At 72.9% G+C, this 25477-nt stretch carries 25 protein-coding genes; 16 read left to right on the forward strand and 9 right to left on the reverse strand.

Annotation, left to right across the window (positions count from 1 at the left end; genetic code table 11):
• Positions 1 to 82 precede the first annotated feature (82 nt).
• The 3 genes from E8M80_RS17750 (at position 83) to E8M80_RS17760 (ending at position 6429) form a co-directional block, all read left to right on the forward strand.
• Positions 83 to 2749 (forward strand): SLBB domain-containing protein, encoded by a 2667-nt coding sequence (locus E8M80_RS17750; protein ID WP_240790108.1) that lies wholly within the window; start codon positions 83 to 85, stop codon positions 2747 to 2749.
• 253 nt (positions 2750 to 3002) lie between these two features.
• Entirely contained in the window at positions 3003 to 5087 is a 2085-nt protein-coding gene (locus tag E8M80_RS17755; RefSeq protein ID WP_137127052.1) for a YjbH domain-containing protein, read from the forward strand.
• Between the two features lie 106 nt (positions 5088 to 5193).
• On the forward strand, positions 5194 to 6429 hold the full coding sequence (locus tag E8M80_RS17760; protein WP_137127053.1) for an MFS transporter: 1236 nt from the start codon (positions 5194 to 5196) through the stop codon (positions 6427 to 6429).
• 99 nt (positions 6430 to 6528) lie between these two features.
• Here E8M80_RS17760 and E8M80_RS17765 read toward each other — a convergent pair whose 3' ends face one another.
• Positions 6529 to 8121, reverse strand: coding sequence for an ABC transporter substrate-binding protein (locus tag E8M80_RS17765; RefSeq protein ID WP_137127054.1), 1593 nt, complete (start codon positions 8119 to 8121; stop codon positions 6529 to 6531).
• 147 nt (positions 8122 to 8268) lie between these two features.
• Here E8M80_RS17765 and E8M80_RS17770 point away from each other — a divergent pair, with 147 nt between their 5' ends.
• Genes E8M80_RS17770 through dnaQ form a run of 3 tightly spaced genes read left to right on the forward strand, consistent with a single transcriptional unit; the run spans position 8269 to position 10465 of the window.
• Complete coding sequence (locus tag E8M80_RS17770) at positions 8269 to 9108, forward strand: shikimate dehydrogenase (protein ID WP_137127055.1); 840 nt, start codon at positions 8269 to 8271, stop codon at positions 9106 to 9108.
• Complete coding sequence (coaE, locus tag E8M80_RS17775; RefSeq protein ID WP_137127056.1) at positions 9105 to 9692, forward strand: dephospho-CoA kinase; 588 nt, start codon at positions 9105 to 9107, stop codon at positions 9690 to 9692. Before E8M80_RS17770 ends, coaE begins: the two co-directional genes overlap by 4 nt.
• A gap of 50 nt (positions 9693 to 9742) precedes the next feature.
• Entirely contained in the window at positions 9743 to 10465 is a 723-nt protein-coding gene (dnaQ, locus tag E8M80_RS17780) for a DNA polymerase III subunit epsilon (protein WP_137127057.1), read from the forward strand.
• Between the two features lie 12 nt (positions 10466 to 10477).
• Here dnaQ and hemE read toward each other — a convergent pair whose 3' ends face one another.
• Positions 10478 to 11536, reverse strand: coding sequence for a uroporphyrinogen decarboxylase (hemE, locus tag E8M80_RS17785; RefSeq protein ID WP_137127058.1), 1059 nt, complete (start codon positions 11534 to 11536; stop codon positions 10478 to 10480).
• Positions 11537 to 11831: 295 nt separating this feature from the next.
• On the opposite strand from hemE, the gene E8M80_RS17790 reads away from it, so the two are divergent.
• Together E8M80_RS17790 and E8M80_RS17795 are read left to right on the forward strand one after the other, a co-directional pair.
• Positions 11832 to 12728 carry a pyruvate, water dikinase regulatory protein gene (locus E8M80_RS17790; protein WP_137127059.1) on the forward strand — a complete coding sequence of 299 codons (897 nt, stop codon included), beginning with the start codon at positions 11832 to 11834 and terminating at the stop codon, positions 12726 to 12728.
• Positions 12725 to 13336, forward strand: a complete 612-nt coding sequence (locus E8M80_RS17795; RefSeq protein WP_137127060.1) for a nucleoside triphosphate pyrophosphatase — start codon at positions 12725 to 12727, stop codon at positions 13334 to 13336. The genes E8M80_RS17790 and E8M80_RS17795 overlap by 4 nt, the downstream gene beginning before the upstream one ends.
• Before the next feature lie 114 nt (positions 13337 to 13450).
• Here E8M80_RS17795 and E8M80_RS17800 read toward each other — a convergent pair whose 3' ends face one another.
• A complete protein-coding gene (locus E8M80_RS17800; protein WP_137127061.1) occupies positions 13451 to 13774 on the reverse strand; it encodes a hypothetical protein in 324 nt (107 codons plus the stop codon).
• On the reverse strand, positions 13761 to 14462 hold the full coding sequence (locus E8M80_RS17805) for an AzlC family ABC transporter permease (protein ID WP_137127062.1): 702 nt from the start codon (positions 14460 to 14462) through the stop codon (positions 13761 to 13763). The genes E8M80_RS17800 and E8M80_RS17805 overlap by 14 nt, the downstream gene beginning before the upstream one ends.
• Positions 14463 to 14566: 104 nt before the next feature.
• Between E8M80_RS17805 and hisA the strand changes: the two genes are divergently transcribed.
• Positions 14567 to 15298: a 1-(5-phosphoribosyl)-5-[(5-phosphoribosylamino)methylideneamino]imidazole-4-carboxamide isomerase gene (gene hisA, locus E8M80_RS17810; RefSeq protein ID WP_137127063.1), complete on the forward strand. Its 732-nt coding sequence runs from the start codon at positions 14567 to 14569 to the stop codon at positions 15296 to 15298.
• A gap of 111 nt (positions 15299 to 15409) precedes the next feature.
• Here hisA and E8M80_RS17815 read toward each other — a convergent pair whose 3' ends face one another.
• Positions 15410 to 15760, reverse strand: a complete 351-nt coding sequence (locus E8M80_RS17815; RefSeq protein ID WP_137127064.1) for a hypothetical protein — start codon at positions 15758 to 15760, stop codon at positions 15410 to 15412.
• Positions 15761 to 15885: 125 nt separating this feature from the next.
• Here E8M80_RS17815 and hisF point away from each other — a divergent pair, with 125 nt between their 5' ends.
• From hisF to E8M80_RS26055, 4 genes are all read left to right on the forward strand, one after another.
• Complete coding sequence (hisF, locus tag E8M80_RS17820) at positions 15886 to 16668, forward strand: imidazole glycerol phosphate synthase subunit HisF (RefSeq protein WP_137127065.1); 783 nt, start codon at positions 15886 to 15888, stop codon at positions 16666 to 16668.
• Positions 16668 to 17255 carry a phosphoribosyl-ATP diphosphatase gene (locus E8M80_RS17825; protein WP_137127066.1) on the forward strand — a complete coding sequence of 196 codons (588 nt, stop codon included), beginning with the start codon at positions 16668 to 16670 and terminating at the stop codon, positions 17253 to 17255. Before hisF ends, E8M80_RS17825 begins: the two co-directional genes overlap by 1 nt.
• A 62-nt stretch (positions 17256 to 17317) precedes the next feature.
• Positions 17318 to 17701: a histidine triad nucleotide-binding protein gene (locus E8M80_RS17830; protein ID WP_137127067.1), complete on the forward strand. Its 384-nt coding sequence runs from the start codon at positions 17318 to 17320 to the stop codon at positions 17699 to 17701.
• Between the two features lie 48 nt (positions 17702 to 17749).
• Positions 17750 to 18205 (forward strand): anti-virulence regulator CigR family protein, encoded by a 456-nt coding sequence (locus E8M80_RS26055; RefSeq protein ID WP_170979487.1) that lies wholly within the window; start codon positions 17750 to 17752, stop codon positions 18203 to 18205.
• A 252-nt stretch (positions 18206 to 18457) separates the two neighbouring features.
• Here E8M80_RS26055 and rsmI read toward each other — a convergent pair whose 3' ends face one another.
• Positions 18458 to 19330, reverse strand: coding sequence for a 16S rRNA (cytidine(1402)-2'-O)-methyltransferase (rsmI, locus tag E8M80_RS17840; RefSeq protein WP_370287458.1), 873 nt, complete (start codon positions 19328 to 19330; stop codon positions 18458 to 18460).
• Positions 19331 to 19335: 5 nt separating this feature from the next.
• Between rsmI and E8M80_RS17845 the strand changes: the two genes are divergently transcribed.
• Genes E8M80_RS17845 through E8M80_RS17855 form a run of 3 tightly spaced genes read left to right on the forward strand, consistent with a single transcriptional unit; the run spans position 19336 to position 23256 of the window.
• Entirely contained in the window at positions 19336 to 20487 is a 1152-nt protein-coding gene (locus tag E8M80_RS17845; RefSeq protein WP_137127070.1) for a penicillin-binding protein activator, read from the forward strand.
• Positions 20488 to 20507: 20 nt separating this feature from the next.
• Positions 20508 to 21902, forward strand: coding sequence for an ATP-binding protein (locus E8M80_RS17850; protein ID WP_240790109.1), 1395 nt, complete (start codon positions 20508 to 20510; stop codon positions 21900 to 21902).
• A gap of 37 nt (positions 21903 to 21939) precedes the next feature.
• A complete protein-coding gene (locus tag E8M80_RS17855) occupies positions 21940 to 23256 on the forward strand; it encodes an LLM class flavin-dependent oxidoreductase (protein WP_137127071.1) in 1317 nt (438 codons plus the stop codon).
• A gap of 63 nt (positions 23257 to 23319) precedes the next feature.
• Here E8M80_RS17855 and E8M80_RS17860 read toward each other — a convergent pair whose 3' ends face one another.
• The 3 genes from E8M80_RS17860 to E8M80_RS17870 form a co-directional block, all read right to left on the reverse strand.
• Positions 23320 to 23649, reverse strand: a complete 330-nt coding sequence (locus E8M80_RS17860) for a hypothetical protein (RefSeq protein WP_137127072.1) — start codon at positions 23647 to 23649, stop codon at positions 23320 to 23322.
• A gap of 101 nt (positions 23650 to 23750) precedes the next feature.
• Complete coding sequence (rlmN, locus tag E8M80_RS17865) at positions 23751 to 24938, reverse strand: 23S rRNA (adenine(2503)-C(2))-methyltransferase RlmN (RefSeq protein ID WP_137127073.1); 1188 nt, start codon at positions 24936 to 24938, stop codon at positions 23751 to 23753.
• Entirely contained in the window at positions 24935 to 25432 is a 498-nt protein-coding gene (locus tag E8M80_RS17870) for an invasion associated locus B family protein (protein ID WP_137127074.1), read from the reverse strand. The genes rlmN and E8M80_RS17870 overlap by 4 nt, the downstream gene beginning before the upstream one ends.
• Positions 25433 to 25477: the final 45 nt, after the last annotated feature.

The raw sequence follows: 25477 nt of genomic DNA on the forward strand, positions 1-25477 counted from the left end.
GACAATAGCCAGAATCACCAATAGGTTGTAAATGGAAAGCGATTATCTCGCCTGACGCTTCGTGGAGCCCTGCGCCCCGCCGATGTCCGACCCGGCCCGCCACCCCCGTTTCCGTCCCTGGCTGATGGCCTGGCTTGGCCTTTGGCTCGGCGCCGGCGCGGCGTTGTCGCAGACCGGCCCGTCGCCCCTGCTGGCGCCGCCCAACCTGCCGCCGGTCCTGCCCGGCGCCACGGCCCTGCCCGGCCTGCCGCCCGGCGTCCAGCAGGAGGCGCTGCAGCGGATGCTGGATGCCGGCGCCACGCGCGGCCCGCCCACCGGCCTGCCGCGCGGCGCGCCGGTGCAGGCGTTCCAGGCGCAGGCACCGGCGGCGCCGGAGGACCCGCTCTCCTCGGCCGAGGCCTTCTTCGCCGCACGGCTGCCCGGCCCGCCCCTCCGCCAGTTCGGCTACGACACCTTCCGCGGCGGCCCGGCGCCGACCCAAGGCTTCGGCGCCCTGCCGGAGGACTACGTGCTCGGCCCCGACGACGAGCTGGTCGTGGCCTTCCGCGGCCGCGCGCGGCAGACGCTGACGCTGCGCGTGGCACGCGACGGCACGCTGCTGCTGCCCGACCTGGCGCCCATCCCGGCCGCGGGCCGCACGCTGAAGGACCTGCGCGCGCATCTCGAAGGGCTGGCGCTGCGCGAACTCGGGGGGTCGGAGGTCTTCGTCTCGATCGGCCAGGTCCGGCAGATGAACGTGTTCGTGGCGGGGGAGGTGCTGCGGCCCGGCTTCCACGGGCTGAACGCGCTGTCCTCGGTGCTGGATGCACTGTCGGCCGCGGGCGGTGTGCGCAAGACGGGGTCGCTCCGGGCCATCCGGATCGAGGGGCCGCACGGGCGGCGCGTCATCGACCTCTATGCTGTGATCGCCGACGCGCCTGGCGATGCCGACCTGTCGCTGCGGGAGGGCGAGCGCATCGTCGTGCCCCCGGTCGGCGGCACCGTCGCCGTGGCGGGCGACGTGGCGCGGCCCGGCATCTACGAGCTTTCCGCCCGCGCCGCCGCGGCGCCGGTGGCCGAGGCGCTGGCGCTGGCGGGCGGCACCATCCGGCCGGGCGGCAACCGACTGCTCGTGCAGCAGAACGACGGGGCGGGGCGGCGCGCCTTCGCGGAACTGGCGCCGGGCTCGGCGCTCCGCCGCGGCGACGCGCTGGTGGTCCAGCCGGGAGCCGACGTCGTCGCGAACCAGGTGCGGCTCGCGGGGCATGTCGCGATCCCGGTCACGCGCGCGGCCGCGGGCGGGCGCCAGGGGCAGACCATCCGCGGGCTGATCTCCGACCGCCGGCTGCTGCGCAACGACCCCTACGTGCGGATGGGCGTGGTCTGGCGCGGGGATACGCGGACAGGGCAGCGCAGCTTCATCCCCTTCGACCTCGGCCGCGTGCTGGAAGGGCGCGCGAACCTCGCGCTGCGGGAGGGCGACGATGTCGTGGTCTTCGGCCGCGGCGACATCGCCTGGCTCGCCTCCGCCCCGGTGCAGCGCGCGCTGCGCGGGGAGGCGCCGGCCGAGGGCACCGTGGACTGCCCGGCGCTGACGGCGCTGGCGCTGGCCTCCCGCGCCTCCCCGCAGCGCTTCGCCCATGCGCGCGGCGCCGGCTTCCCCGAGATCGGCACGCCGCCCTGCCCGCAGGTGATGCTGGACTACCCGGACCTGCCGGCCTTCCTGCTCGACCACGCGGTGGTGCTGACGGGGGAGGCGCGCAGCCCCGGCCTGTTCCCGATCGTGGACGACACCGGGCTCGACCTGCTGGTGGCCGCCGGCGGCGGGCTGTCGGACGCGGCCGACCTGCGCGTGGTGGAATTCGCGCGCGAGCCCGCCGATGCGGGCGGCGCCATCCCGCTGGCGCGCACGCGGCTTGATCTCACCAGCCGGAACTTCGCGGCCGTGCGCCTGTCCCCGCGCGACACGGTGCGCATCCCGCGCGCCTTCGGCGACCGCGACAGCGGCCCCGTCACGCTGGTGGGCGAGTTCCTCCGCCCCGGCACCTACGACATCCGTCGCGGCGAACGCCTGTCCGAGGTCATCGCCCGCGCCGGCGGGCTGACGCCGCAGGCCTACCCCTACGGCGCCGTCTTCACGCGCGAGAGCGTACGCGTGCGCCAGCAGGAGGGCTTCGAGCGCACCGCGCGCGACCTCGAGACCAGCCTGATCCAGGTCGCGTCCGGCCAGGCGGTGGCGGGCTCCCGCGCCACCCGCACGGATCTCGGCGCCGCCATCGGCGCGGGGCGGGAACTCGCGAATTCGCTGCGCGAGGCGCGTGCCGCGGGCCGCATGGTGGTGGAGGCGAACCCGATCATCCTCGCCGCCCGGCCGGAGCTCGACGTGCTGCTGGAGCCCGGCGACATCATCGCCATGCCGAAGCGGCCGAACGAGGTGACGGTCGTGGGCTCGGTGCTCAACGCGGGCTCGCTGCAGTTCCGGTCGGGCTGGCGGGCGACCGACTACGTGCGCGGGTCCGGCGGCACGCAGCGCTTCGCCGACCCGTCCCGCGCCTTCATCGTGCTGCCGAACGGGCAATCCACCGCCGCCGGGCTCGGTGCCTGGCAACAGGGCGGGCCGCCCGTGCCGCCGGGCAGCCTGGTGGTCGTGCCGCAGGACCCGAGCCCCTACGAGACCTGGGGCTTCGTGCGCGACCTGACGCAGGTGCTGGGCCAGGTGTCGGTGTCGGCGGCGGCACTCGCCGTGATCGCGCGCGAGACGAGCAGGTAGGGTGAGGGGGCTCGTGCGACGAAGGTCGCGGCAGGGGGGCGCTGCCCCCCTGCACCCCCTGCCAAGGGCCGAAAGGCCGTTGGAACCCGGTACCTGGGTGATTGGCGGGACGGGGACCGCTCGCCGTCCGCCTCGCATGGCCGCGCCATGCCCCTCACCCCCATCGCCCAGGTCATGGTGTCCAGAGGCCTTTCCGCCTCTGGCGGGTGGGTCCGGGAGGGCAGCACCCTCCCGGCTCCTGCCCCTTGCCCTCATGGCACTTCTCGCCCTTCCCGCCCGCGCGCAGGACGGCGCCGCGCCGGTCGAAGGCACCGGTTCCAACTGGGGCGGCGTCGGGTTGATCGAGATGCGCAATGCGCGCTTCCGCCCCGACGGCATGATCGAGGCCGGTGCCTCGTTGCGCCACCAGCGCCGCTTCTGGTTCCTCGGCTGGCAGGCGCTGCCCTGGCTCGAGACCACCTTCCGCGTGGCGGAGCGCCTGAACGGCACGACCGGGGAGGGCATGGTCTCGGACCGTGCCTTCGACATCAAGATCCGGCTCTGGGACGAGACGGAGTGGCGGCCCGCGCTCGCCGTCGGCATCCAGGACATCGCCGGCACAGGCATCTATGGCGGGGAGTACATCGTCGCGTCCAAGCGGTTCTGGGATTTCGACCTGACGCTCGGCATGGGCTGGGGGCGGCTCGGCACCTACGCCGACGGCAACAACCCGCTGACCGACCTCTGGTCGGGCTTCGCCGACCGCGAGCGGGACGTGGGCGAGGGCGGCACGCTGCGCTGGCAAACCTATTTCCGGGGCGAGGACATCGCGCTGTTCGGCGGCCTCGAATGGAGCGTGCCGCCGCTGCCCACGCCCTTCGGGCTGCTCGAAGGGCTGCGCGCCAAGGTGGAATTCAGTGCCGACCGGCTGCGCGACGAGCGCGGCGGCTACCCCGCCCGGACGACCGGCCTGCGCGGGGAGAGCCGGGCGCGGGTGAATGCCGGGCTGCAATGGACGAATGACTGGCTCGACCTCGGCGTGCATTGGGTGAACGGGACGGACCTGCTGCTGCGCGCGTCCTTCCGGATGGACCCGGCCGACCCGCCGCGCGCCCCGCTGCCGCCGCCGCCGGAAATGGGCCCGCGCGGCGCCTCGGCCGAGGCGCGCGCGGCCGCGCCCCGCATCTTCGCCGCGCTGCAGGCGGCCGGGCTGCGCGGCACGGCCGTCGCGATCGAGGGCCAGGAGGCACGAATCGCCGTCTCCGGCGGGCGGTTCCGCACGCTGGCGCAGCTGGCCGGGCGTGTGGCGCGCGCCGTGCAGCCGCATCTGCCGGCGGAGGTCGAGCGGATCGTCCTCGCCTGGTCACGCGACGGCGTCGAGATCGCACGGCTGTTGGTTCTGCGCACCGCGATGGAGGCCGCCGCCCGCGGCCATGGCAGCGCCGAGGAGGTCTTCGCCACCGCCATCCTGATGCCGCCGGGCGACCCCTTCGAGGGCGCGGTGCGCGCGCCCGGTCCCTTCCTTGACTGGGGGATCGAGCCGCGCGCGCGCGTCGTGCTGGGGGACCCGTCGCGCACGCTGCTGTTCCAGGCGGCGGTGGTGGCGAATGCGCGGCTGGACCTCGGCCATGGGGTCGCGGTCGCGGGCAGCGTGGCGCAGGTCGTGGCGCAGAACCTGGATGGCGCCGCGCCGTCGGACAGCGTGCTGCCGCGCGTGCGGTCGGACTATGCGCGCTATGCCGAGGATGGGCGGAACCTCGCGGTGCCGACGCTCTACGGGGAATGGATGGGCAGCGTCGCGCCCGATGTCTTCGCGCGCGTCACGGGCGGCTACCTGGAGCCGATGTTCGCCGGTGTCTCGGCCGAGGTGTTGTGGCGACCGCATGACCGGCCCTTCGCCATCGGGCTCGACGTGAACTACGTGGCGCAGCGCGACTACGACCAGCGCCTGGGCGTGCTCGGCTACACGGTCGCGACGGGGCATGTCTCGCTGCATGCCGACCTGCCCTGGTGGAACCTGACCGCGACGCTGCGTGGCGGGCGGTATCTCGCGGGGGATTGGGGCGGGACGCTGGAACTGGCGCGGCGCTTCGACAGCGGCATCGAGGTCGGTGCCTTCGCGACGCTGACCGACGTGCCCTTCTCCCGCTTCGGGGAGGGGTCCTTCGACAAGGGCATCTTCATCCGCGTGCCGCTCGACCTGTTCAGCGTGCAGAGCGCGCGGTCCGTCGGTACCGTCATCCGCCCGACGCAGCGCGACGGCGGGCAGCGCCTGGCGGTCGACAGCCCGTTGTGGGAGGTGACGCGGGACGGGCGGGCGGATGCGCTGGCGCGCGGGGCGGACTGGTTCACGCGCTGAGCGCGCCCGGCGCATGGCGCCCGCGCCGAATTCGCGCCTGACGCGCCGTGCCGGACGAGTCTAGCCTGACGGCACGTCGCGGCCCCGCCGCGCGAGAGGAACCGCCATGACCCCGGCCACGCGCCAGGTGGTGTTCATCAACGCCGCCCACACCTTCACGCATTACTGCCTGCTGATCCTGGCGACCGCCGTGCTCGCGATGGTGACCCAGGAACGCGAGCGCTTCGGCGCGGACTACGGCCCGATCCTCGCGTTGGGGACGGCCATGTTCGTCACCTACGGCCTGGGTGCGCTGCCGATGGGCTGGCTAGCGGACCGGCTCGGGCGGCGGGTGCTGATGACGTCCTTCTTCCTCGGCACCGGCTTCTTCATGGCCGCGGCGGGCTTCATGGACAGCCCGGTCGCGATCGGCGTCACGCTCGGGCTGATGGGCTGCTTCGCCGCCATCTACCACCCGATCGGCACCGCGGTGCTGGTCGAGGCCGCCGGCGAGCGCGTCGGCCGCGCCATGGGCATCAACGGCGTCTTCGGCAATATCGGCGTGGCGAGCGCGCCCATCGTGACCGCCTTCGTCGCGGCCACGCTCGGCTGGCGCTGGGGCTTCATCATCCCGGGCGCGGCGTGCTTCGCCGTCGGGCTGCTGTACATGCGCGAACCGGAATTCGACGCGGTAAAGGCCGGCGGCGGCGCCCGGCCCTTCCCGAAGATCCCCCGCAGCATCGTGCGCCGCGCGGTCTTCATCCTGCTGTCGATCGCGGCGGTCTCGGGGCTCGTGTTCAACGCCTATACGCTGCTGATCCCGAAGCTCATGCAGGAAAGGCTGGCCGGCAGCCCGGACCTGCTGCCAGTGGTCGGGCTGCTTGCCTTCCTCGCCACCATCTGCGGCGGCGTCACGCAATACACCGTCGGCCGGATGATCGACCGGCGCACGCTGAAGCGGGTGTTCATGCCGCTCGGCCTGGCGCTGGTGCCGGGGCTGCTGGCGCTGTCCTTCCTTGATGGCTGGGCGGTGCTGCCGGTGGCGGGGCTGGTCGCGGCCTGCGTGTTCGGCCAGGTCACGGTGAACGAGACCATGACCGCGCGCTACGTCGCGCCCGAACTCCGCGCCAAGCTCTATTCCATCCGCTTCACCATCGGCTTCCTGGGGGCCGCGGTGGCCTCGCCGCTGGTGGGCTTCCTGCACGAGGCGACCGGATCGCTCGCGGTCGCGATGCTGGTGCTGGCGGCGGTCGCGACCGTCACGCTGGTCTGCGCCTTCGCCTTCCCGGACCGGGAGGAGGAACTCCGGCCCGAGCTCTGGGCCGCGGCGCCCGAGGCGCGAAGCATGGCGCCGGCCGAGTAGGTCACAGGAGGGCGGCGCCGCCCCCGCTCCACCGCGCGCCGAGGGCCGAAAGGCCCCCGGAGCCGGGTTTTCTGCCTTGGGCGGGGGCACGAAGGCCCGTCACGCCCGGCGGATGTTCCAGAAGGTGGCGAATCCCTCCTGCACGCCCGTCAGGCTGTTGCGGTAGGCCGTCGGCTGCAGGAACTGCCCGACCGGCCAATACGGCACCTCCCGCATCGCCTCCAGCTGGATGTCGCGGCAGATCGCCTGCTGCGCTGCGAGGTCCGGTGCGCGGAACCAGGCATCCCGCAACTGCTCGATGCGCGGCATGGTGGCCCAGCCGGCATAGCCCGCCTCCCCGTTGCCGCGCAGCGCGATGTGCCCGGCCGGGTTCAGCCAGTCCGACCCCGACCAGTTGGTCACGAACAGGCTCCAGCCGCCCTCGGCCACAGGCCCCTTGCGGTTGCGCCGCTGCAGCATGGCGTTGAACTCGACCGCATAGACTTCGACGTTCATCCCGCAGCGCTTGAGGATGTCCTCCATCACCGCGCCCAGCGGTGGCCCGGCCGAGGAGGTGGAGGGGATCATCAGCACGATCTTCTCCCCGTTGTAGCCGGCCGCCTGGAGCGCGGCGCGCGTGGCATCCGTGCTGCGCGGCCCGCTCAGCGCGTCCAGCCCCACCGTCGAGGCCATCGGCGTGCCCGGACAGAAGAAGCCGAGCGGCGTGTGATAGAGGCTCGTCTCGCCCGGCCCGACGATCGCCTGCATGAACGCCGTCTGGTCGATGGCGGGCCAGAGGGCGCGGCGGATCGCCGGATTGTTGAAGGGCGGCTGCAGGTGGTTCATCCGCACCATGCAGACGAAGCCCGTGCTGTCGAGCACGCGCACCGTGACGTCCCGCCCGCGCCGGAGCAGCGGCAGCTGGTCGTGATAGGCGTATTCCTGCCAGTCCGCCTCGCCTGCCAGCAGCGCGTTCGTCGCGGTCGAGGCATCCGGCATCGTGCGCCATTCGACGCGGTCGAAATGCACGGCCTTTGCCCCTGAGGTCCAGCCGCGCGGCGCGTCGCTGCGCGGCACGTAGCGGTCGAACTTCTCATAGACGTTAAGCGATCCCGGCACGCGCTCATCCGCCTTGAAGCGGAACGGCCCGCTGCCGACGAGCTCCGTCACCTGGCGGAAGGGGTCGGTGTTCGCCAGACGCTCCGGCATCATGGCGCAGACCGGCACCGAGGCCTTGCCGAGCGCCGCCGGCAGCAACGGGAAGGGATGCTTCAGCCGGAAGCGGATGGTGCGGTCGTCGGGGGCCGAAAGCGCGTCCGTCGCCGCCAGAAGTGTCGCGCCGAACGGGTCGCGTCGCGCCCAGCGCCGCAGGCTGGCCACGCAGTCCTTCGCCAGGACGCGTTCCCCGTCGTGGAAGAAAAGGCCCTCGCGCAGCCTGAGGTCCCAGCGCTTGCCGTCGTCGTCTACGCGATGGCCCTCGACCATCTGCGGCGTGGCCTCGAACTTCGAATCCATGCCGTAGAGCGTGTCGAAAACCATGTAGCCATGGTTGCGCGTGGCATAGGCGGTGGTCGTGACCGGGTCGAGCGTGACAAGGTCCTGCTGCGGCGTGAAGCGCAGCGTCGTCGCCGATTGCGCCCGGAGCGCGGCGGGGCCCGCCAGCGCGCCTGCCAGGCCGGCACCGGCCGCCTGGAGGATGGAACGTCGTTGCATGCCGATGTCTCCCATTGTGGTTGCCGTGGCTGCGCCTGCTTCCTCCTGCGCAAGGGTGCTTGCGGGGAGTGTAGACATGCGCCGCCGCGGATGGCGACCAAGCGGGAAGCCCTTGCCTCCGGCGCCGTCGCGCGGCTTGCTTCGGCGATGCGTCTTCTCACCGGTCATGCGCGCCTTGCCGGGGTTCTCGGCTGGCCCGTCTCGCACTCCCGCTCGCCGCGCCTGCACGGGCACTGGCTCGAAACCCTGGGCATCGACGGCGCCTATGTGCCGCTGCCCGTGCACCCCGACCGCTTCGCGGGCGCCGTGCGGGCGCTGGCCGACCTCGGTTTCAGGGGCGCCAATGTGACGATCCCGCACAAGCAGGCGGCCTTCGAGGTCTGCGACATCGTCGACGCCACGGCGCGCCGGGCCGGCGCGGTGAACACGCTGGTGTTCCGTGACGGGCGGATCGAGGGATCGAACACCGACGGCTACGGCTTCGTGGAAAGCGTGCGGCAACAGGCGCCCGAATGGACCCCCGCGGCGGGTCCTGCCGTCCTGCTGGGCGCGGGTGGAGCTGCCCGCGCCATCGCCGCGACGCTGCTCGATGGCGGCTGCCCGCGCCTGACGCTGGTCAACCGCTCGCGCGCCAGGGCCGAGGCGCTCGCGGCCGACTTGGGCGGCGTCGTCGTAGTCGCCGAGAGGCCGCCTTTGCACGACGCCGCGCTGCTCGTGAACACCACGTCGCTCGGCATGCACGGCCAGCCGGGCCTCGAGATCGACCTTGCGCCGCTGCCGTCCGGCGCGGTGGTGGCGGACATCGTCTACGTGCCGCTCGAGACGCCGCTGCTGGCGGCCGCGCGCGCGCGGGGCCTGGCCGCCGTCGATGGGCTCGGCATGCTGTTGCACCAGGCGCGGCCGGGCTTCGAGGCCTGGTTCGGCCACCGCCCGGACGTGGATGCGACTCTCCGCGCCGTGGTGGCGGCGGATATCCCGCCGCGATGATCGTGCTCGGCCTCACCGGCGGCATCGGCATGGGCAAGTCCACCGCCACCGCGACCTTTCGGCGCATGGCCGTGCCGGTCTTCGACGCCGACGCTGCGGTGCACCGGCTACAGGCCAGAGGCGGGCGCGCCGTCGGGCCGATCGGCGAGGCGTTTCCTGGCGCGGTCGTTGACGGGCGCGTGGACCGTGAGGTGCTGCGCCGCCTCGTGCTCGGCGATCCCGGCGCGCTGAAGCGGCTCGAGCGCATCATCCATCCCCTGGTGCGGGAGGAAGAGCGGCGCTTCCTGGCGCATGCCCGGCGGGGCGGGCGGCGGCTCGTGGTGCTCGATGTGCCGTTGCTGCTCGAGACGGGTGGGGAGGCGCGCGTGGACCGCGTCGTGGTGGTTTCTGCGCCGGCGGCGGTGCAGCGTGCCCGCGTGCTCCGCCGCCCCGGCATGACCGGGGAACGGCTTGCCGCCATCCGCGCCCGCCAGATGCCCGACGCCGAGAAGCGGCGCCACGCCGACCATGTCGTGCAGACGGGGCTCAGCCGCCGCTACGCGCAGGCGGCGATCAAGCGCCTCGTGCTGGGCCTGCTCGGCTGAAGCGCGCGGGGCGGGGTGCGGGCTTGGCCCTGCTCGCCTATCTTCCCGGCATGCGCCAGATCATCCTCGACACCGAGACCACGGGCCTCGACCCCCTGCAGGGCGACCGCGTTATCGAGGTGGCGGCCGTGGAGATCGTGAATCTGTTGCCGACGGGGGCGGTCTTCCACCGCCTCATCGACCCGGGCCGTGACATCCCGGCCGAGGCCACGCGCATCCATGGCTTCACCAATGCGGACCTCGCGGGGAAGCCTGCCTTCGCCGCCATTGCACAGGACCTGCTCGATTTCCTCGGCGATGCGCCGATCGTGGCGCACAACGCGCCCTTCGACTTCGGCTTCCTCGATGCCGAATTCCGCCGGTGCGGCATGCCGGTGCTGGACCGGCGACGGATGGTCGACAGCCTTGCCCTTGCGAAGGAACGCTACCCCGGCATGCCGAACAGCCTGGACGCGCTGTGCCGGCGGGTCGGCGTCGACAATTCCATGCGCGCGTCGCACAACGCCATCCTCGACTGCCGGCTGCTGGCCGAGGTCTACCTGGAACTGATGGGCGGCAAGCAGCCAGGCTTCGAGCTGGCAGCCGCGCTGCGCGATGGCCGGACCTTCGTGGCGGACGGCGATGCCATCGCCTGGGAACCGATCCCAATTGCCATTCCGGAAGGCCGCGCGGTGGCGCATGACGCCTTCGTCCGGTCCAAGGTCAAGGATGCGCTCTGGCTGGCGCCCCCCTTTGTCCCTGCCGCCCAGGACAGCACCGAGGGCAACGCCTGAGCCGACGGCGCCCTAGGCTGAGCGCAGGATCCGCATCAGCTGTGTCACGTGCTCGGGCGGCGTCTGCGGCACGATCCCGTGGCCCAGGTTGAAGACGAAGGGCCGTCCGCGCATCGCCGCGAGGATGGACCGCGTCTCCGCCTCCAGCGCTGCGCCGCCGGCTACCAGCGCGAGCGGATCAAGGTTGCCCTGCAGGGCCATCGTGGCCGGCACCGCCTGGGCCGCCCAGCGCGGGTCCATCGAGGTGTCCATGGCCGTGGCGTCCACCCCGGCCCGCGCGGCGTAGTCCGCCAGCAGCGGTCCTGCCAGCCGTGGGAAGCCGATCAGCGGCACGCCCGGGCAGCGCTTGCGCAGGGCCCGCGTGATGGCGGCCGTCGGCTCGATCACCCAGCGGCGGAACTGGCCGGGCGACAGCATGCCGGCCCAGGAGTCGAAGATCATCAGCGATTCGGCACCGGCCTCGACCTGCGCGACGAGGTATTCGACCGTCGCGTCCTGCAGTGTGCGGATCAGCCGGCCGAACAGCGCAGGATCGCTGTAGGCGAGGCCCCTGGCCGCCGGGAACTCCTTGCTGCCCTTGCCCTCCAGCATGTAGCAGGCAACCGTGAAGCAGCCGCCGGCGAAGCCGATCAGCGTCGTGCGCGGCGCCTCGGCCGCGAGCCCTTCCCGCACTCGGGCGACCGTCTCGAAGATCGGCGCCGCCCGCGCCACCACGACCGACGGGTCGAGCGCCGTGATCGCCTCGGCCGTGCGCAGCGGTTCCAGCAGCGGCCCCTCGCCCTCGGCAAAGCGGAGCGGCTGGCCGAGCGCCCAGGGGATCATGAGGATGTCGGAGAACAGGATCGCCGCCTCCATGCCGTAGCGGCGGATCGGCTGCAGCGTCACCTCCGCGGCCAGCGGCGGGGTCGTGCAAAGGCTGATGAAGTCCCCCGCCCCGGCGCGGACCTCCCGGTATTCCGGCAGGTAGCGCCCGGCCTGGCGCATCAGCCAGGCGGGGGGCGGCCAGACGGCCTCCCCCCCCAGGGCACGGAGGAAGGGCTTCGTCGGGGCGGCCGGGCGATCACTGTCCATGCCTAACCCTTCGCAAAGAATCAGGATTCTAGGAAGTCGTGGATGTAGATAGGGCGTGTGGATGACGGGGATTGGACCCTGTCCGTGCCTTCTCCAGGACCTGTCCACAGGATCGGCGCGGCGGGAACCGATGCCCCACCTGCGATCTCGGTCCTTCTCCACATCGCGGCGATGTGCCTGCGCCGTCCTGCACAGGCGCCGGCCGCGAGCGATCGATCACCGCTTTCCACCGGAGGGGGCGAAGGGAGAGGAATCCACCCCCGTATTCCACATCGTTTCACGTTATCCTCCCCCGATGCAGCAACGCTCCATCAATCTCCACCTGGTCTCCGATTCGACCGGGGACACGCTGAACTCGATCGCGCGTGCCACCCTGGCGCGGTTCGACGATCCGCTGGTCATCCATCATCGCTGGTCCCTGGTGCGGTCGCGCCTGCAGCTCGACCGGGTGCTGGAAGGCATCCAGCACGAGCCGGGGCCGGTGCTCTACACCCTGGTGGATTCGAGCCTGCGTCTCGCCCTGGAGGAGACCTGCCGCCGCGCGGGGGTGCAGTGCTTCTCCCCGCTCGACCCTGTCATGGAACTGCTCCAGAGCGCCATCGGCGCCCCGGCCAAGGAAAAGCGCGCGGCGCAGCACGTGCTGGATGCCGACTATTTCCGCCGGATCGACGCGATGCACTATGTGCTCTCGCACGATGACGGGCAGGGCACGCTCGGCATCCGGGACGCGGATGTCGTGCTGGTCGGCGTTTCGCGCAGCAGCAAGACACCCACCTGCTTCTATCTCGCGAACCGGGGCATCAAGGCAGCCAACGTACCGCTAGTGCCTGGCGCCGCGCTGCCCGATGCGCTCGAGCACCCGCCCTGCCCGGTGGTCGGCCTGCATATCGAGGTGAATGCCCTGATCGACATCCGGCGCCACCGCCTCAAGATCATCGGCGCGAGCGGGGTGCGCCAAGATGCCAACGACTACATCGACCCCGAGGCGGTGAAGTCCGAGATCGTCGCCGCGCGACGCCTGTGCACCTTGCGCGGCTGGCCGGTCATCGATGTCACGCGCCGCAGCATCGAGGAGACGGCAGCAACCATCCTGCAACTGATGGAAGCCTGGCATGCCCGACGCAAGGATGCCGTGCCGCCACCCCATGCGCCCCAGGACCCGGCCGCGGCGGTGCTCGGACCGCGCCCGTGATCCAGGCCGAGGCTCCGCGCCTGATCCTCGCCTCGGCCTCCGCTGCTCGGCGGTCACTGCTGCAGGGTGCCGGGCTGCACTTCGAGGCCCTGTCGGCCGCGGTCGACGAGGCCGCGATCAAGGAAGCCGCGCAGGCCGAGGCCATCCCGCCCGCCGACGCGGCACTGGTCCTGGCCGATGCCAAGGCCGAGCGCATCGCCCGCCGGCATCCCGACGCGCTGGTCATCGGCTGCGACCAGCTGCTGGTCTGCGAGGGCACCTGGTACGACAAGCCGCCGAACCCGGCGGCGGCGCGCGCGCAGCTGCAGACCCTGCGCGGCCGCACGCACGAGCTGGTGACAGCGGTTGTCTGCCACCGCCATGGCGGGCGCGCCTGGCAGCATGTGGCGATACCGCGGCTGACGATGCGGGACTTCACCGATGAATTCCTCGACGCCTACCTGGCGCTGGAGGGCGACCGCGTCATGGGCTCGGTCGGCGCCTACCGGCTCGAGGGGCCAGGGGTGCACCTCTTTGCCCGCATCCGGGGTGACCACGCGGCCATCCTCGGGCTGCCGCTGTTCGAACTGCTGGGCTTCCTGCGCCAGCACGGGGTCGTTCGCTCCTGATCCGGGGCGCAGCGCATCGATCATGAAGCGCACGACATCGGCATCGACCCATGCATCGACGGCGGAACGGTCGAGCGCGCGTGCTTCAGGTTTCTGCGACACCTCAAAGTCACGCTATACGACAAGGAACCGCACCGCCAACATCGCCGCGAGTCCAGCCAGCAGCGCCGGCAGCAATCGCCCGCGGAGCGTGACCACCGCCGCCGCCCCAACGCCGAAGCCGGCAAGCCGCGCAGCCAGTGGCACCTCCGCCAGCGCGCCCGAGGGCGCGGCGATCGCCAGTGCCACGAAGGCCGCGAGCGTCGCCTGCGCTACCGCCGTAGCCCAGGCAATCGCAGGGTGCTCGGCGCTCATCCCGCCCGCCAGCCATACCCCCGCCAGGCGCAACCCGAGGCACGCAAGTGCCGTCAGCGCCAAAGCCAGGTCAGCGGGCGCCATGCCGCCGCCCCAGCAGGAAGGCCACGGTTCCACCCGCGACGCCGGCGGCCAACAGCGCCATGGATGCCGGCACCAGCAGGGCCAGTGACGCCGCCACCGCCCCGCACAGGACCGCCCGGCGCGGGGCAGGGCGGCCGAAATCCGCAGCCAGCAGCAACCCGTAGTACAGCGGGTTGACGAAAAGCAGCGCCGCCCGTGCCTCGGCCCCGAGCCCGCCGGCGATGAAGTAGCCGGCCAGCGCGGCGCTTCCCGCCACCACCCACGACGTCAGCCCGAAGCCCAGGAACCACGATACCCGCGCCGCCGGGGCGATCGCCGGCAGGGCACGCATCGCCGCCGCCCAGGGGGTTACGGCGATGAAGGGAACCGCCGGCAGCAGCCGCCATCGCTCGCGTGCCGCCAGCACTGGGGCGATCGACACCGCCATGGGCAGGAAGCGCGCATTCACCGCCACCGCCCCCATCACCGCCGCGCCCACTCCGCCAGCCCAGCCGGCGGCGGCCGACTGCACGAGCACCAACTGCCCTGGCATGCCGTAGATCCCCCAGCAGGCCAGCAGCGCCCAGCCGGGTCCGAGCCCGGCTTCCTGTACCGCCGCGCCGAAGGCGCAGAAGGTCGCCGCCATCGCCACGCCCGGCGCGCCGATCGCTTCGCGCAGGCCGGGCAGGAAGGCGGAAGGCGTGCTCACCCACCCATGCTGGCACGCCCGGGCCCGGCTTCCGAGATGCCTGCGCTTCGTCTAGGACACGGCGCGCGGCCCCGCCGCCGAACCACAGCCCCGGACCTGCCCCCGTGCCCCTGACGCTCTATCCGGCCATCGACCTCAAGGGCGGACAGGTGGTGCGCCTCAGGCGCGGTGAGATGGACCAGGCGACGGTCTATGCCGACGACCCCGCTGCCCAGGCCCGCACCTTCGTCGAGGCCGGGTTCGGGTGGGTCCATGTGGTCGACCTCGACGGCGCCTTTGCCGGCCGGCCGGCCAATGCCGGGGCGGTGCGCGCCATCCTGGCGGCAGTGCCGGGCACGCGGGTGCAACTCGGCGGCGGCATCCGCAGCATGGCGGTGGCCGAGGCCTGGCTGGCGGAAGGCGTGGCGCGGATCATCCTGGGCAGCGCCGCGGTCAAGGACCCGGACTTCGCCCGTGCCGCCTGCCGCGCCTTCCCCCGACGCGTCGCGCTCGGCATAGACGCGCGTGACGGCATGGTGGCCACCGAAGGCTGGGCCGAGACCTCGGACGTCAGCGCCACGGACCTCGCCCGCCGCTTCGAGGATGCCGGCGCGGCGGCTGTCATCTACACCGACATCGCGCGCGACGGCATGCTGGGCGGTGTCAACGTCGCGGCTACCGCGGCGCTGGCGCGCGCCGTAGCGCTGCCGGTGGTGGCGAGCGGCGGCGTCGCCGGCATCGAGGACCTGGCCGCGCTGATCGCGGCAGGCGCCGGCATCGAGGGCGCCATCATCGGGCGCGCGCTCTATGACGGGCGCATCGACCCTGCGGCGGCGCTTGCGGCGGCGGGTGGCTGAAGCCGCTTCGGTCCGATCATCCGGCCGGATGGCGCAGACCGGCGCCGCGCGACGGGCCGGGCCCATGGCTTGGCCATCTTCGACGACGTCATACCGGGACCGGGGCGCAGCCTATTCGCCGCCGCCCCCACCGTCCGAACTGCTGCCCGTATCCGTGCTGCCGAAGCTCTCGCCGCCACCCGATGCGTCGTGGCGTTCCTCGAAGCCGCCCGTCGCGACATAGGCCGCGCCGGCTGCGGCTCCGATGCCGACCGTTCGCGAGTTGTCCGAGCTGTCGGAATTCCAGTCGTCGGCCTCGCTGCCGCTGCCGCCATCATGCCGGTGCCGTGCGCCGCCCCGGCGGGCAAGCGCCTTCTCGAAGGCCTGCTTCCTCGCGCTGCTCCACCAGAAGCGGGGCGTCCCGCGCTCAAGTTCTTCGTTGGTGAAGGGAAAGCCGTCCTGGAACACGCCGATGCCGGTCATCCGTCCGTCCTCCTGCCGCAAGGCCGCGCTTGACCTTCGCATCATTCCGTCCCAATCGCGTGCGAATCAGTGACCTGGCGCAAGTGCCGCGCCGACATACGGATAAATCAAAGAGTGATCCGATAATGCTCGCGTTGCGCGTCATCCCCTGTCTCGACGTGAAGGACGGCCGCGTCGTGAAGGGCGTGAACTTCGTCGAACTGCGCGATGCCGGCGACCCTGTCGAACAGGCGCGCGCCTACGACGCGGAAGGCGCGGACGAAGTCACCTTCCTCGACATCACCGCAAGCCACGAGAACCGCGACACCATCCTCGACGTCGTCTCCCGCACCGCGTCCGAGGTCTTCATCCCGCTGACCGTGGGCGGCGGCGTGCGCAGCGTCGAGGATGCCCGCCGCCTGCTGCTGGCTGGCGCCGACAAGGTCTCGATCAATTCCGCCGCCATCGCCGACCCCGACCTCGTGCGGCGCTGCGCCGAGGCCTTCGGCAGCCAGGCGATCGTCGTCGCCATCGACGCCCGTCGGAAGGATACGGGGGAAGGCTGGGAGGTCTTCACCCATGGCGGCCGCCGGGGCACCGGCATCGACGCGCTGGACTGGGCAGGGCGGGTGCAGGCGCTCGGCGCCGGGGAGATCCTGCTGACCTCGATGGATCGGGACGGCACGAAGCAGGGCTTCGACCTGCCGCTGACGCGCGCCGTGCGCGCCGTCGTGCGGCTGCCGATCGTGGCCTCGGGCGGCGTCGGCACGCCCGGGCATTTCATCGAGGGCGCGCGCGCCGGAGCGACGGGCCTGCTTGCCGCCTCCGTGTTCCACTACGGGGAATTCCGCATCGCCGACGCCAAGGCCGCGCTGGAAGCGGCGGGCCTGCCGGTGCGCCACGCCCCCCCCGCGCGAAGGGCCGCCTGATGGCCAAGGCAACGAAGGCAACAAAGAAGAAGATCGCCCGGAAGGCAGCGCCGAAGGCGCGCACAGGGGGAAAGCACACGGCCGGCAAGGCAGAGGCCAAGAAGGCGAAGCTCCCGGTGCCGGCGGTGGTGCGTGCCACCGCCGCGGCGGCCAAGGCAAAGGCCTCCAAGCCGGTGCGCAAGGCCGAGAAACGCCTGCTCGCGCCGCTGGCGCCAAGGGTCGAGGGCGCGGAGGCCGCGATCCTCGACCGGCTCTGGCAGGTGGTGCAGGACCGCCGGCGCGCCGGCGACGCCGCCGTGTCCCATTCCGCCCGTCTGCTGGCCCGCGGCACCGCCAAGGTGGTGCAGAAGCTGGGCGAGGAGGCGGTCGAATGCGTGATCGAGGCGGCGATGGGCAACCGCGGCGCCACCGTGCTGGAAAGCGCGGACCTGCTGTATCACCTGGTCGTCGTCTGGGTGGATGCCGGCATCCGGCCCGAGGAGGTCTGGACGGAACTCGCGCGGCGCCAGGGGATTTCCGGCATCGCCGAGAAGGCGGCGCGGCCGCAGGGCATCCTGCGCGCGGCGGGGACGACGAAACTCCCTTGATGCCGCGGCCGCGGGGCGGGAACCTCCGCGCCCCGTCCGCCCCATGCCCGAGGAGGTCCCCCATGCCGGTTTCCGGCCTGCCGCCCTACGACGACGCCAACATCTTCGCGCGCATCCTGCGCGGCGAGATACCGGCGAAGACGGTGTTCGAGGACGAGCACGCGCTCGCCTTCCACGACATCGCGCCGCAGGCGCCGGTCCATGTGCTCGTGATCCCGAAGGGCCGGTACGTGTCGGTCGCGGATTTCGCGACGGCCGCGTCGGCGGAGGAGATCGCGGGCTTCTGGCGGGCAGTGGCGAAGGTGGCGAAGGATCTCGGGCTGGAGGCGCCGGGCTACCGCGTGCTGATGAACATGGGCGCCGATGGCGGGCAGGAAGTCCCGCACTACCACGTGCACCTGTTCGGCGGCCGGGCGCTCGGGCGGATGGTGGCGCGGGCGGAATAGGGAGCGCGCCGGCACTGGCCGCTGCGTTCGCATGCTAGGCTGCGTCGCATGACACGAACCAGGCGCTTCCTCCTCCGGACCGGCCTCGTGCTCCTGCCCATGGCGGCCCTCGCCGACCCGCCGCAGGGCCGCGGCAACCAGGGCCGGGGTAACCAGGGAGGTGGCCAGGGCCAGGGGCAAGGGCGCGGCGGCGGCCCGCCCCCCGGGCGCGACAATGCCGGTGGCGGGGGCCGCCCAGCCTTCGCAGGCGACGCGCGCACGGTCGTCGGCAGCTGGCAAGCCGCCAATCCCGGCTGGTCACCCCGCCCGCTGCCACCCGGGCAGATGCGCCAGCTGGCGCGCGGCCGGCCGCTGCCGCCCGGCATTGCCCGCCAGCAGGTGCCGCCCGGGCTGCTCTCGCAACTGCCGGCCTATCCGGGCCACTCCTACGCGATGATCGGCACCTCGCTGGTGCTGCTGGGCGCCGGGGGCGTCGTGGTGGACATCATGGCCGGGCTGTTCTGATACCGGGCGCAGGAGGGCATGGCCTTGGTGGCCGCCTTCGCGGCTGTGGTCCTGCGGGGGTCGAAGGTCGAAACGTCGCACGCGCGGCATGATGCGCACGGCACGAGAGTTCGGCTCGTGCCGAGGCCGCGAATGCAGCCCGCCGGATTGCCGGCGGAGCCAAGGAAACCCGAGGTTTCCGCCCGGCGTGTGAGGGCATGAAGAGGGCAACGACCAGCGGTCGAAGCATTCGACCATTGGCATGAGCAGGCGTCACGTGCCTAGGCCAAGGTCCAGCGCCTGCCGGTAGACGTCGCGGCGCTTCAGCCCGGTGGCCTCCGCCACGCTTGCCGCCGCGTCGCGCAGGCTGAGCCCCGCGGCGAAGGCGGCGCGCAGCCGCGCCTCGACCTCCTCGGCCCCGGCCACCTCCTCCGCCGGCGCAGGGCCCACCACGATGCAGATCTCGCCCCGCGCCTCGGCCGTGGCGTAATGCGCGGCAAGGTCGCCGAGCGTGCCGCGCCGCACCTCCTCGAACCGCTTGGTCAATTCGCGCGCCACCGAGGCCGGCCGGTCGGCACCGAGCGCCGCGGCCATGGCCGCCAGCGCCTCGGCCAGGCGGTGCGGCGCCTCGAAGAACACCAGGCTCGCCGCGAGCCCGGCGCGCTCGATGCCGCGCAGCCGTTCCAGCTCCGCCGCGCGCGGGCCGGCGCGCGCCGGCAGGAAGCCCAGGAACAGGAATGGGTGCGGCGGCAGGCCCGACAGCGCCAGCGCCATGACCGCCGCATTCGGCCCCGGCACGGCCGAGACCGCGACCCCGGCCTCGATCGCCGCGCGCACCAGGCGGAAGCCCGGGTCGCTCACGAGCGGCGTGCCGGCATCGGAGACCAGGGCGAAGCGTTCGCCGCCCTTCATGCGTTCAACCAGCCTGGGGGCTTGCGCGGCCTCGTTGTGATCGTGCAAGGGGATCATGGTCGCGGCTATGCCCTGGCGCGAAAGCAGGCCACCCGTCACCCTGCTGTCCTCGCACAGCACGGCGTCGGCGTCCCTCAAGGCCGCCAGGGCCCGCGGCGACAGGTCGCCGAGATTGCCGATCGGCGTCGCGACGAGCATGAGGCCCGGCGCCGCCGGACCACCGGGAGGATCCAAGGACCGTGCCCCCTCTGCCTCGCCTGACCCTCCTGCCACGCCGCCTCTCCGTCCTCGCGCTGATGGCCCTTGTGGGCCTCGGGGCCTGCGGGCCGCAAGCCTCGGGTCCGATCGCGAGCCGCCAGCCGCTGCAGGACCCGCCGCGCAACCGCATCGCGCTGCTGCTGCCGCTGTCCGGTCCGCAGGCGCCGCTCGGCGCCGCCATGCAGCAGGCGGCCGAATTGGCGCTGTTCGAACGCGGCAGCCGCGCGGTGGACTTCCTGCCGATGGACACCGGCGGCACCGCCTCGGGCGCCGCGGCCGCGGCGCGACAGGCCTCGGGGCAGGGGGCGCGCGTCATCGTCGGGCCGCTCACGGCATCCGAGACCTCCGCCGCCTCGGCCGCCGCGCGTGCCGCACGCATCCCGATCCTCGCCTTCACGAACGATGCAGCGCAGTCCGGGCCAGGTGTCTGGACGATGGGCGTGACGCCGGCGCAGCAGGTGCGCCGCGCCATGGCTGCGGCCATGTCGGACGGCGCGCAGCGCTTTGCGCTCGCCGCGCCGGACGATGCCTTCGGCCGGGCGCTCGCCACTGCCATGCGGTCCATGGCCGCCGAATGGGGCCTGGCGGAGCCGGTCATCGTGCTGCACGCGCAGCGCGCCGGCACCTCGGCCGCGGCGGAACTGGCGCGGCGAGCGCCGACCGGCCTCGACGCCGTGCTCATCGGCAGCACCGGGCAGCAGGCGCGGGAGGTGGCGGCGGCGCTGGCGCCGGCCGGCCTCGCCAACCCGTCACCGCGCATTCTCGGCCATGCGCTCTGGGCACTGGATGCCGGGCTCGGCCAGGAACCAGCGCTGCACGGTGCGATCTTCGCCGCCCCCGACCCGGCCAGCCGCAACCGCTTCGATGCGCGCTACGAGGGCGCCTTCGGCGTGCGCCCGCCGCGCCTGGCCGGCATCGCCTACGACGCGGCCGGCGTCGCGGCGCGCGTGGTGCTGACGCCGCGCGGCCAGGCCGGCCCCAATACCGGGGAGGTCTTCGACGGCGTGGACGGGCCCGTGCGCCTGCAGCCGGAAGGGCGGGTGCAGCGCGGCCTGGCGCTGTTCGCCGTCGAGCCCTCGGGCGAGGCCCGGATGCTCGAACGCGCCCCGCAGCCCGGCGCAGCGGGGTCCTGACCGCGGACGCGCGGGTCGTCGTGCCCATCGGCCCGGTTGCCTGGCTGCGCGCGACCCTGGTCGTGGCCGGCGTGCCGGCGGCGGCGCTGGCGGTCCTGATGGCCATGGGCGCTCTGGCGGCAGGGCCGGGGGCGCTGGCGCTGCTCGCGACGGTCGCGGCCGGCGCCGGGGTCGCCTGGCTCTGGCTCGGCACGCTCGGCAGCCTGGCGCGGCAGATCCGCGTCGCGGCCGCGGGCGGCGGCCTGCCCGAGCTGACGGTGGCGCCCGTGCTGCCCTCGGTGCAGGAGGTGGCCGACGGCGTCACCCGCCTGGCGCGCAGCCTGGCGGAACGCAGCGCGATGGTGGAACGGCTGCGCCGCGCGGATGCCGCCATCATCGAGGCGCTGCCCGACCCGCTGATCGTCCTTTCGGCCGAACGCGTGCCGCTGCGCGCCAACCGCGCGGCGCGCGAGATGCTGGGCCCGCCGCTCGCGGCCGGCGCGCCGACGGACGCCGCCGCGCTGCTCCGCCACCCCGCCATCGCCGAGGCGCTGGACCGCGCCCTGGCCTCGGGCGCCGTTGCGGTTGTCGATGTGCGGCTGCCGGTGCCGGTCGCGCGCGACATGGCGGCGCAGGTCATCCCGATGGACCCGCCGCTGGCCGATGGCGGGCGGCTCCTGGTGCTGCTGTCGGACCGCACGCGCGACCGCGCGCTGGAACGGATGCGCGCCGACTTCGTCGCCAATGCCAGCCATGAATTGCGCACGCCGCTCGCCAGCCTGATCGGCTTCATCGAGACGCTGCGCGGGCCCGCCGCCGAAGACACCGCCGCGCAGCAGCGCTTCCTGCAGATCATGGCCGAGCAGTCGGAGCGGATGCGCCGTCTGATCGACGACCTGCTCGGCCTGTCGCGCATCGAGATGAACGAGCACCAGGCGCCGTCCGGCCGTGCCGACGTCGCGGCCGTGGCGCGGGCGGAGGCGGAGGCGATGGCGCCCATCCTCGCGGCGCGTGGCGCGCGGCTCGACCTCGCGCTGACGCCCGCGGTGGCGGAGCCGGCGGATGCCGAGCAGGTGGCGCAGGTGCTGCGCAACCTGCTCGACAACGCGATCCGGCACGGGCGGGAAGGCGGCACCGTCCGCCTGAGCGTGACCCCCGCGCCGGGCGCGGACGGGCGGCCCGGCCTCGTGCTCGCCGTCGCCGACGACGGGCCGGGCGTCCCAAGGGAGCACCTGCCGCGCCTGACGGAACGCTTCTACCGCGTGGACAAGGGACGATCGCGGCGCGCCGGCGGCACGGGGCTCGGGCTTGCCATCGTGAAGCACATCGTCAACCGCCACCGCGGCACGCTCGCGATCGACAGCGAGGAAGGCGTCGGCACCAGCTTCCAGGTCTGGCTGCCCGGCGGCGCCGGCAGCGTCTTGCCGCCGCGCTGAACGCGCCGCAGGCTGCACCCTTCGCGAGGAGAGACCCATGGCGCGACGGCAGATGCATCTCGGCGTGTTCGTGCTCGGCACCGGCAACCACATCGCCGGCTGGCGCATGCCCGGCGCCTACGATTCCTTCCAGTCCCTGCCCGTCATCCAGCACATCGCCCGCATCGCCGAGCGCGGCTGCTTCGACCTGCTGTTCCTGGGCGATTCCCTGCAGGCCGGCGCCAACGACCACCCGTCCTTCACGGCGCGGTTCGAGCCCGTCACGATGCTCTCGGCGCTGGCGGCGACGACGACGCATCTCGGCCTCGGCGCCACCATGTCCACGTCGTACATGGAGCCCTTCAACGTCGCGCGGTTCTTCGCCTCCCTTGATCACCTGAGCGGCGGGCGGGCGGCGTGGAACGCCGTCACCTCCTCCAATCCGCGCGCGGCGCCGAACTATGGGCGGGAACACGCGCCGCATGCCGACCGCTACCGCGTCGCGGAGGAATTCGTCGACGTGGTGATGGGCCTCTGGGACTGCTGGGACGAGGGCGCGATCGTCGCCGAGCGCGACACCGGTCGCTACATCGACGCTGCGAAGATGCGCAGCCTCGACCACCAGGGCGAGTTCTTCAGCGTGAAGGGGCCGCTCAACATCGGGCGCTGCCCGCAGGGGCGACCGATCATGATCCAGGCCGGGGCGTCCGAGCCCGGGCTGAACCTCGCCGCGCGGACGGCCGATGTCGTGTTCTCCGTGGTGCAGGACCTCGAGGAGGCGCAGGCGGGCTACGCCGCGCTCAAGTCCCGCCTGCCCGGCTTCGGCCGGCGCGCGGAGGAAGTGGCCGTGCTGCCCGGCGTGATGCCCATCGTCGGCCGCACGCGGCAGGAGGCGCGCGACCTGCTCGACCGGCTGCAGTCCTTCGTCACCTCGACCAATGCGGCATCGCTGCTGTCCTCCCGCCTCGGCGTCGACGTCTCGGGCTTTCCGCCGGACGAGCGCGTGCCCGACCTGCCGCTGCCCGAGACCTCGCACGGCTTCGCGCGCGCGATGCTGTCCAAGGCGCGGCGGGAGGAGATGACCTGGCGGGACCTGCTGAACCTGACCGGTGCGGCGCGCGGGCACTGGGTGATCTGCGGCACCGCCGCCGACATCGCGGACACGCTTCAGGAGTGGTTCGAAGGCGGCGCGGCGGACGGGTTCAACGTGATGCCCGCCTGGTTCCCGGGCGCCTTCGACGATTTCGTGGACCAGGTGGTGCCGGAGCTGCAGCGGCGCGGACTGTTCCGGGAACGGTACGCGGCCGCGACGCTGCGCGGGCATCTCGGGCTCGACATGCCGGAGAACAGGTTCTTTTCAAGGGCAGGGGGGTGAACGCCCCCGCTCCCCTCCCTTTTTCGGTTCCCTGCCGCCGCCGCCGTCCTGGCGGATGGCGCCCTAGCCGGGCATGCAGCGACGCATGGTCTCGTCGCGCAGGTCGGTGCGGCGTTCCACATCGCCGTTCTGGCGGCCGGCGGCGGCGTCTCGCGCGGCCTGCTCCAGCACGGCGTTCGACAGGTTGGACCGGACCAGCACGCCGGCCGTGCATGCCGCCAGGCGCCGCCACTCCGGCATCTGGTCCGCCGGCACGTTGGCGCGGCGCGCCTGGGCCAGCATCCCCTCGGCGAGCCGGTCCGCGATGCCGGGCGGCCGCGCCTGCGGGCTCTGCGCCAGGGCGGGCAGCGCGGCAAGGGTCGCGATCAGGGCGATGGCCAGGGCACGGGTCATTTCGGGCGATCTCCTCGACTGCGGCAGTCCCCGCCGGACCGTAACCGACGGCAAGGCGAAGAGTCATGTCGTGCGAAGGCGAAACCTTCGTGCGCCGGGCGTCAGTTGACCCTGAGAGGCCGCTTCGCGCGTTCGCTCTCGGTCTTGAGTTGCCCGCAGGCCGCCAGGATGTCCCGCCCGCGCGGCCGGCGGATCGGGCTCGCGTAGCCGGCGTCGTTCAGGATGGCGGCGAAGCGCTGGATCTGCTCGGTCGTCGAGGTCTTGTAGGCGCTGCCCGGCCAGGGGTTGAACGGGATCAGGTTCACCTTCGCCGGCAGGCCGCGCAGCAGGCGCACCAGTTCGCGCGCCTCGGCCTCGCTGTCGTTGACGCCGCGCAGCATGACGTATTCGAAGGTGATGCGCCGCGCATTCGACGCGCCGGGATAGCGCCGGCAGGCGGCCAGCAGGTCCTCGATCGGATACTTGCGGTTCAGCGGCACGATCTCGTCGCGCAGCTCGTTAGTCACCGCGTGCAGCGACACGGCAAGGCCGACGCCGAGCTCCGCGCCGCAGCGGTCCATCATCGGCACGACGCCCGAGGTGGACAGCGTGATGCGCCGGCGCGACAGGCCGATGCCCTCGTGGTCCATCACGATGCGCAGCGCCTTCGCCACGTTCTCGTAGTTGTACAGCGGCTCCCCCATGCCCATCACGACGATGTTGGACAGGTGGCGCGCCGTGCCGTCCTTCGGCGATGGCCATTCGCCGTAGGAATCGCGGGCCGCCATGAACTGGCCGACGATCTCGGCGGCGCCGAGGTTGCGAACCAGCTTCTGCGTGCCGGTGTGGCAAAAGGTGCAGGACAGGGTGCAGCCGACCTGCGTGCTGATGCAGACCGCGCCGCGGTCCTCATCGGCCGAGGGGATGTAGACCGTCTCGACCCGCTGCCCGTCGCGGAAGGCGAAGACCCATTTGCGGGTGCTGTCGGCGCTCTCCTGCTGGGTCGCGACCTCCGGCCGGCCGACCACGAAGCGCTCGGCCAGCTTCGCCTGCATGGGCTTCGCGATCGTGCTCATCTTCGCGAAGTCGGTCTCGCCCTGGTGGTAGATCCAGTGCCAGAGCTGCTTGGCGCGGAAGGGCTTATCGCCGATCGCGGCCATCTCGGCCGCCAGGTCGTCCCGCGACAGTCCGACCAGGTCGCGGCGCCCGTCGGGCAGGGTGGCCGGCGGCGGGGCGAAGATCGCGGCCTTGGCCAGGATGCGCGCGCGTTCGGCCTCGGCCAGCCCGTCCGTCGTGGCGGCCTGGCTCATCGCCGACCGGCCGGGCACTCGCGCGAGATCGCCTCATAGGCGGCGGTGAAGCCCGACAGGCTGAAGGTGTCCTGCGCAGTGCCGCGGCCGTTGGCGCGCGGTCCGCGCGCGACCGCGCTGGCACCTCCCCGGAAGGCGGCGACCGCCGCGCGGCCGTCCCGCGCGAAGGCGGAATTGCCGCTGGTGTAGAAGGCGAGCTGCGTCTGCCCGACGGCGACCGTGACCGCGGCGTTGCGCGGATAGGCATAGGCGGCCGACATCGCCACCTGGTCGCGCCCCTGGGTCCGGTGCGTGACCGTCATGATCACGTTGTCGCGCTGCGGGTCGGTGCGCGACGCGCGGGTGAAGGCGTAGCAGACCTTCTGGCCCGCTTCCGTGTGGACGGCAGCGGTCCAGTCCTGGAAGTCGCCGAGCTTTCGCGGCCCGGACTGCTGCGCCTGGGCGGGCAGGGTCAGGAGAACGGCGAGGGCGGCGGGCAGGAGGGCGATACGCATGCCTCCCTAGATACGAAGCCGCGCCGCCCGGAGCAACCGCGGCGC

Source organism: Roseomonas sp. HF4 (assembly GCF_005222755.1).
In the GTDB taxonomy this organism is placed as follows: Bacteria; Pseudomonadota; Alphaproteobacteria; order Acetobacterales; family Acetobacteraceae; genus Neoroseomonas.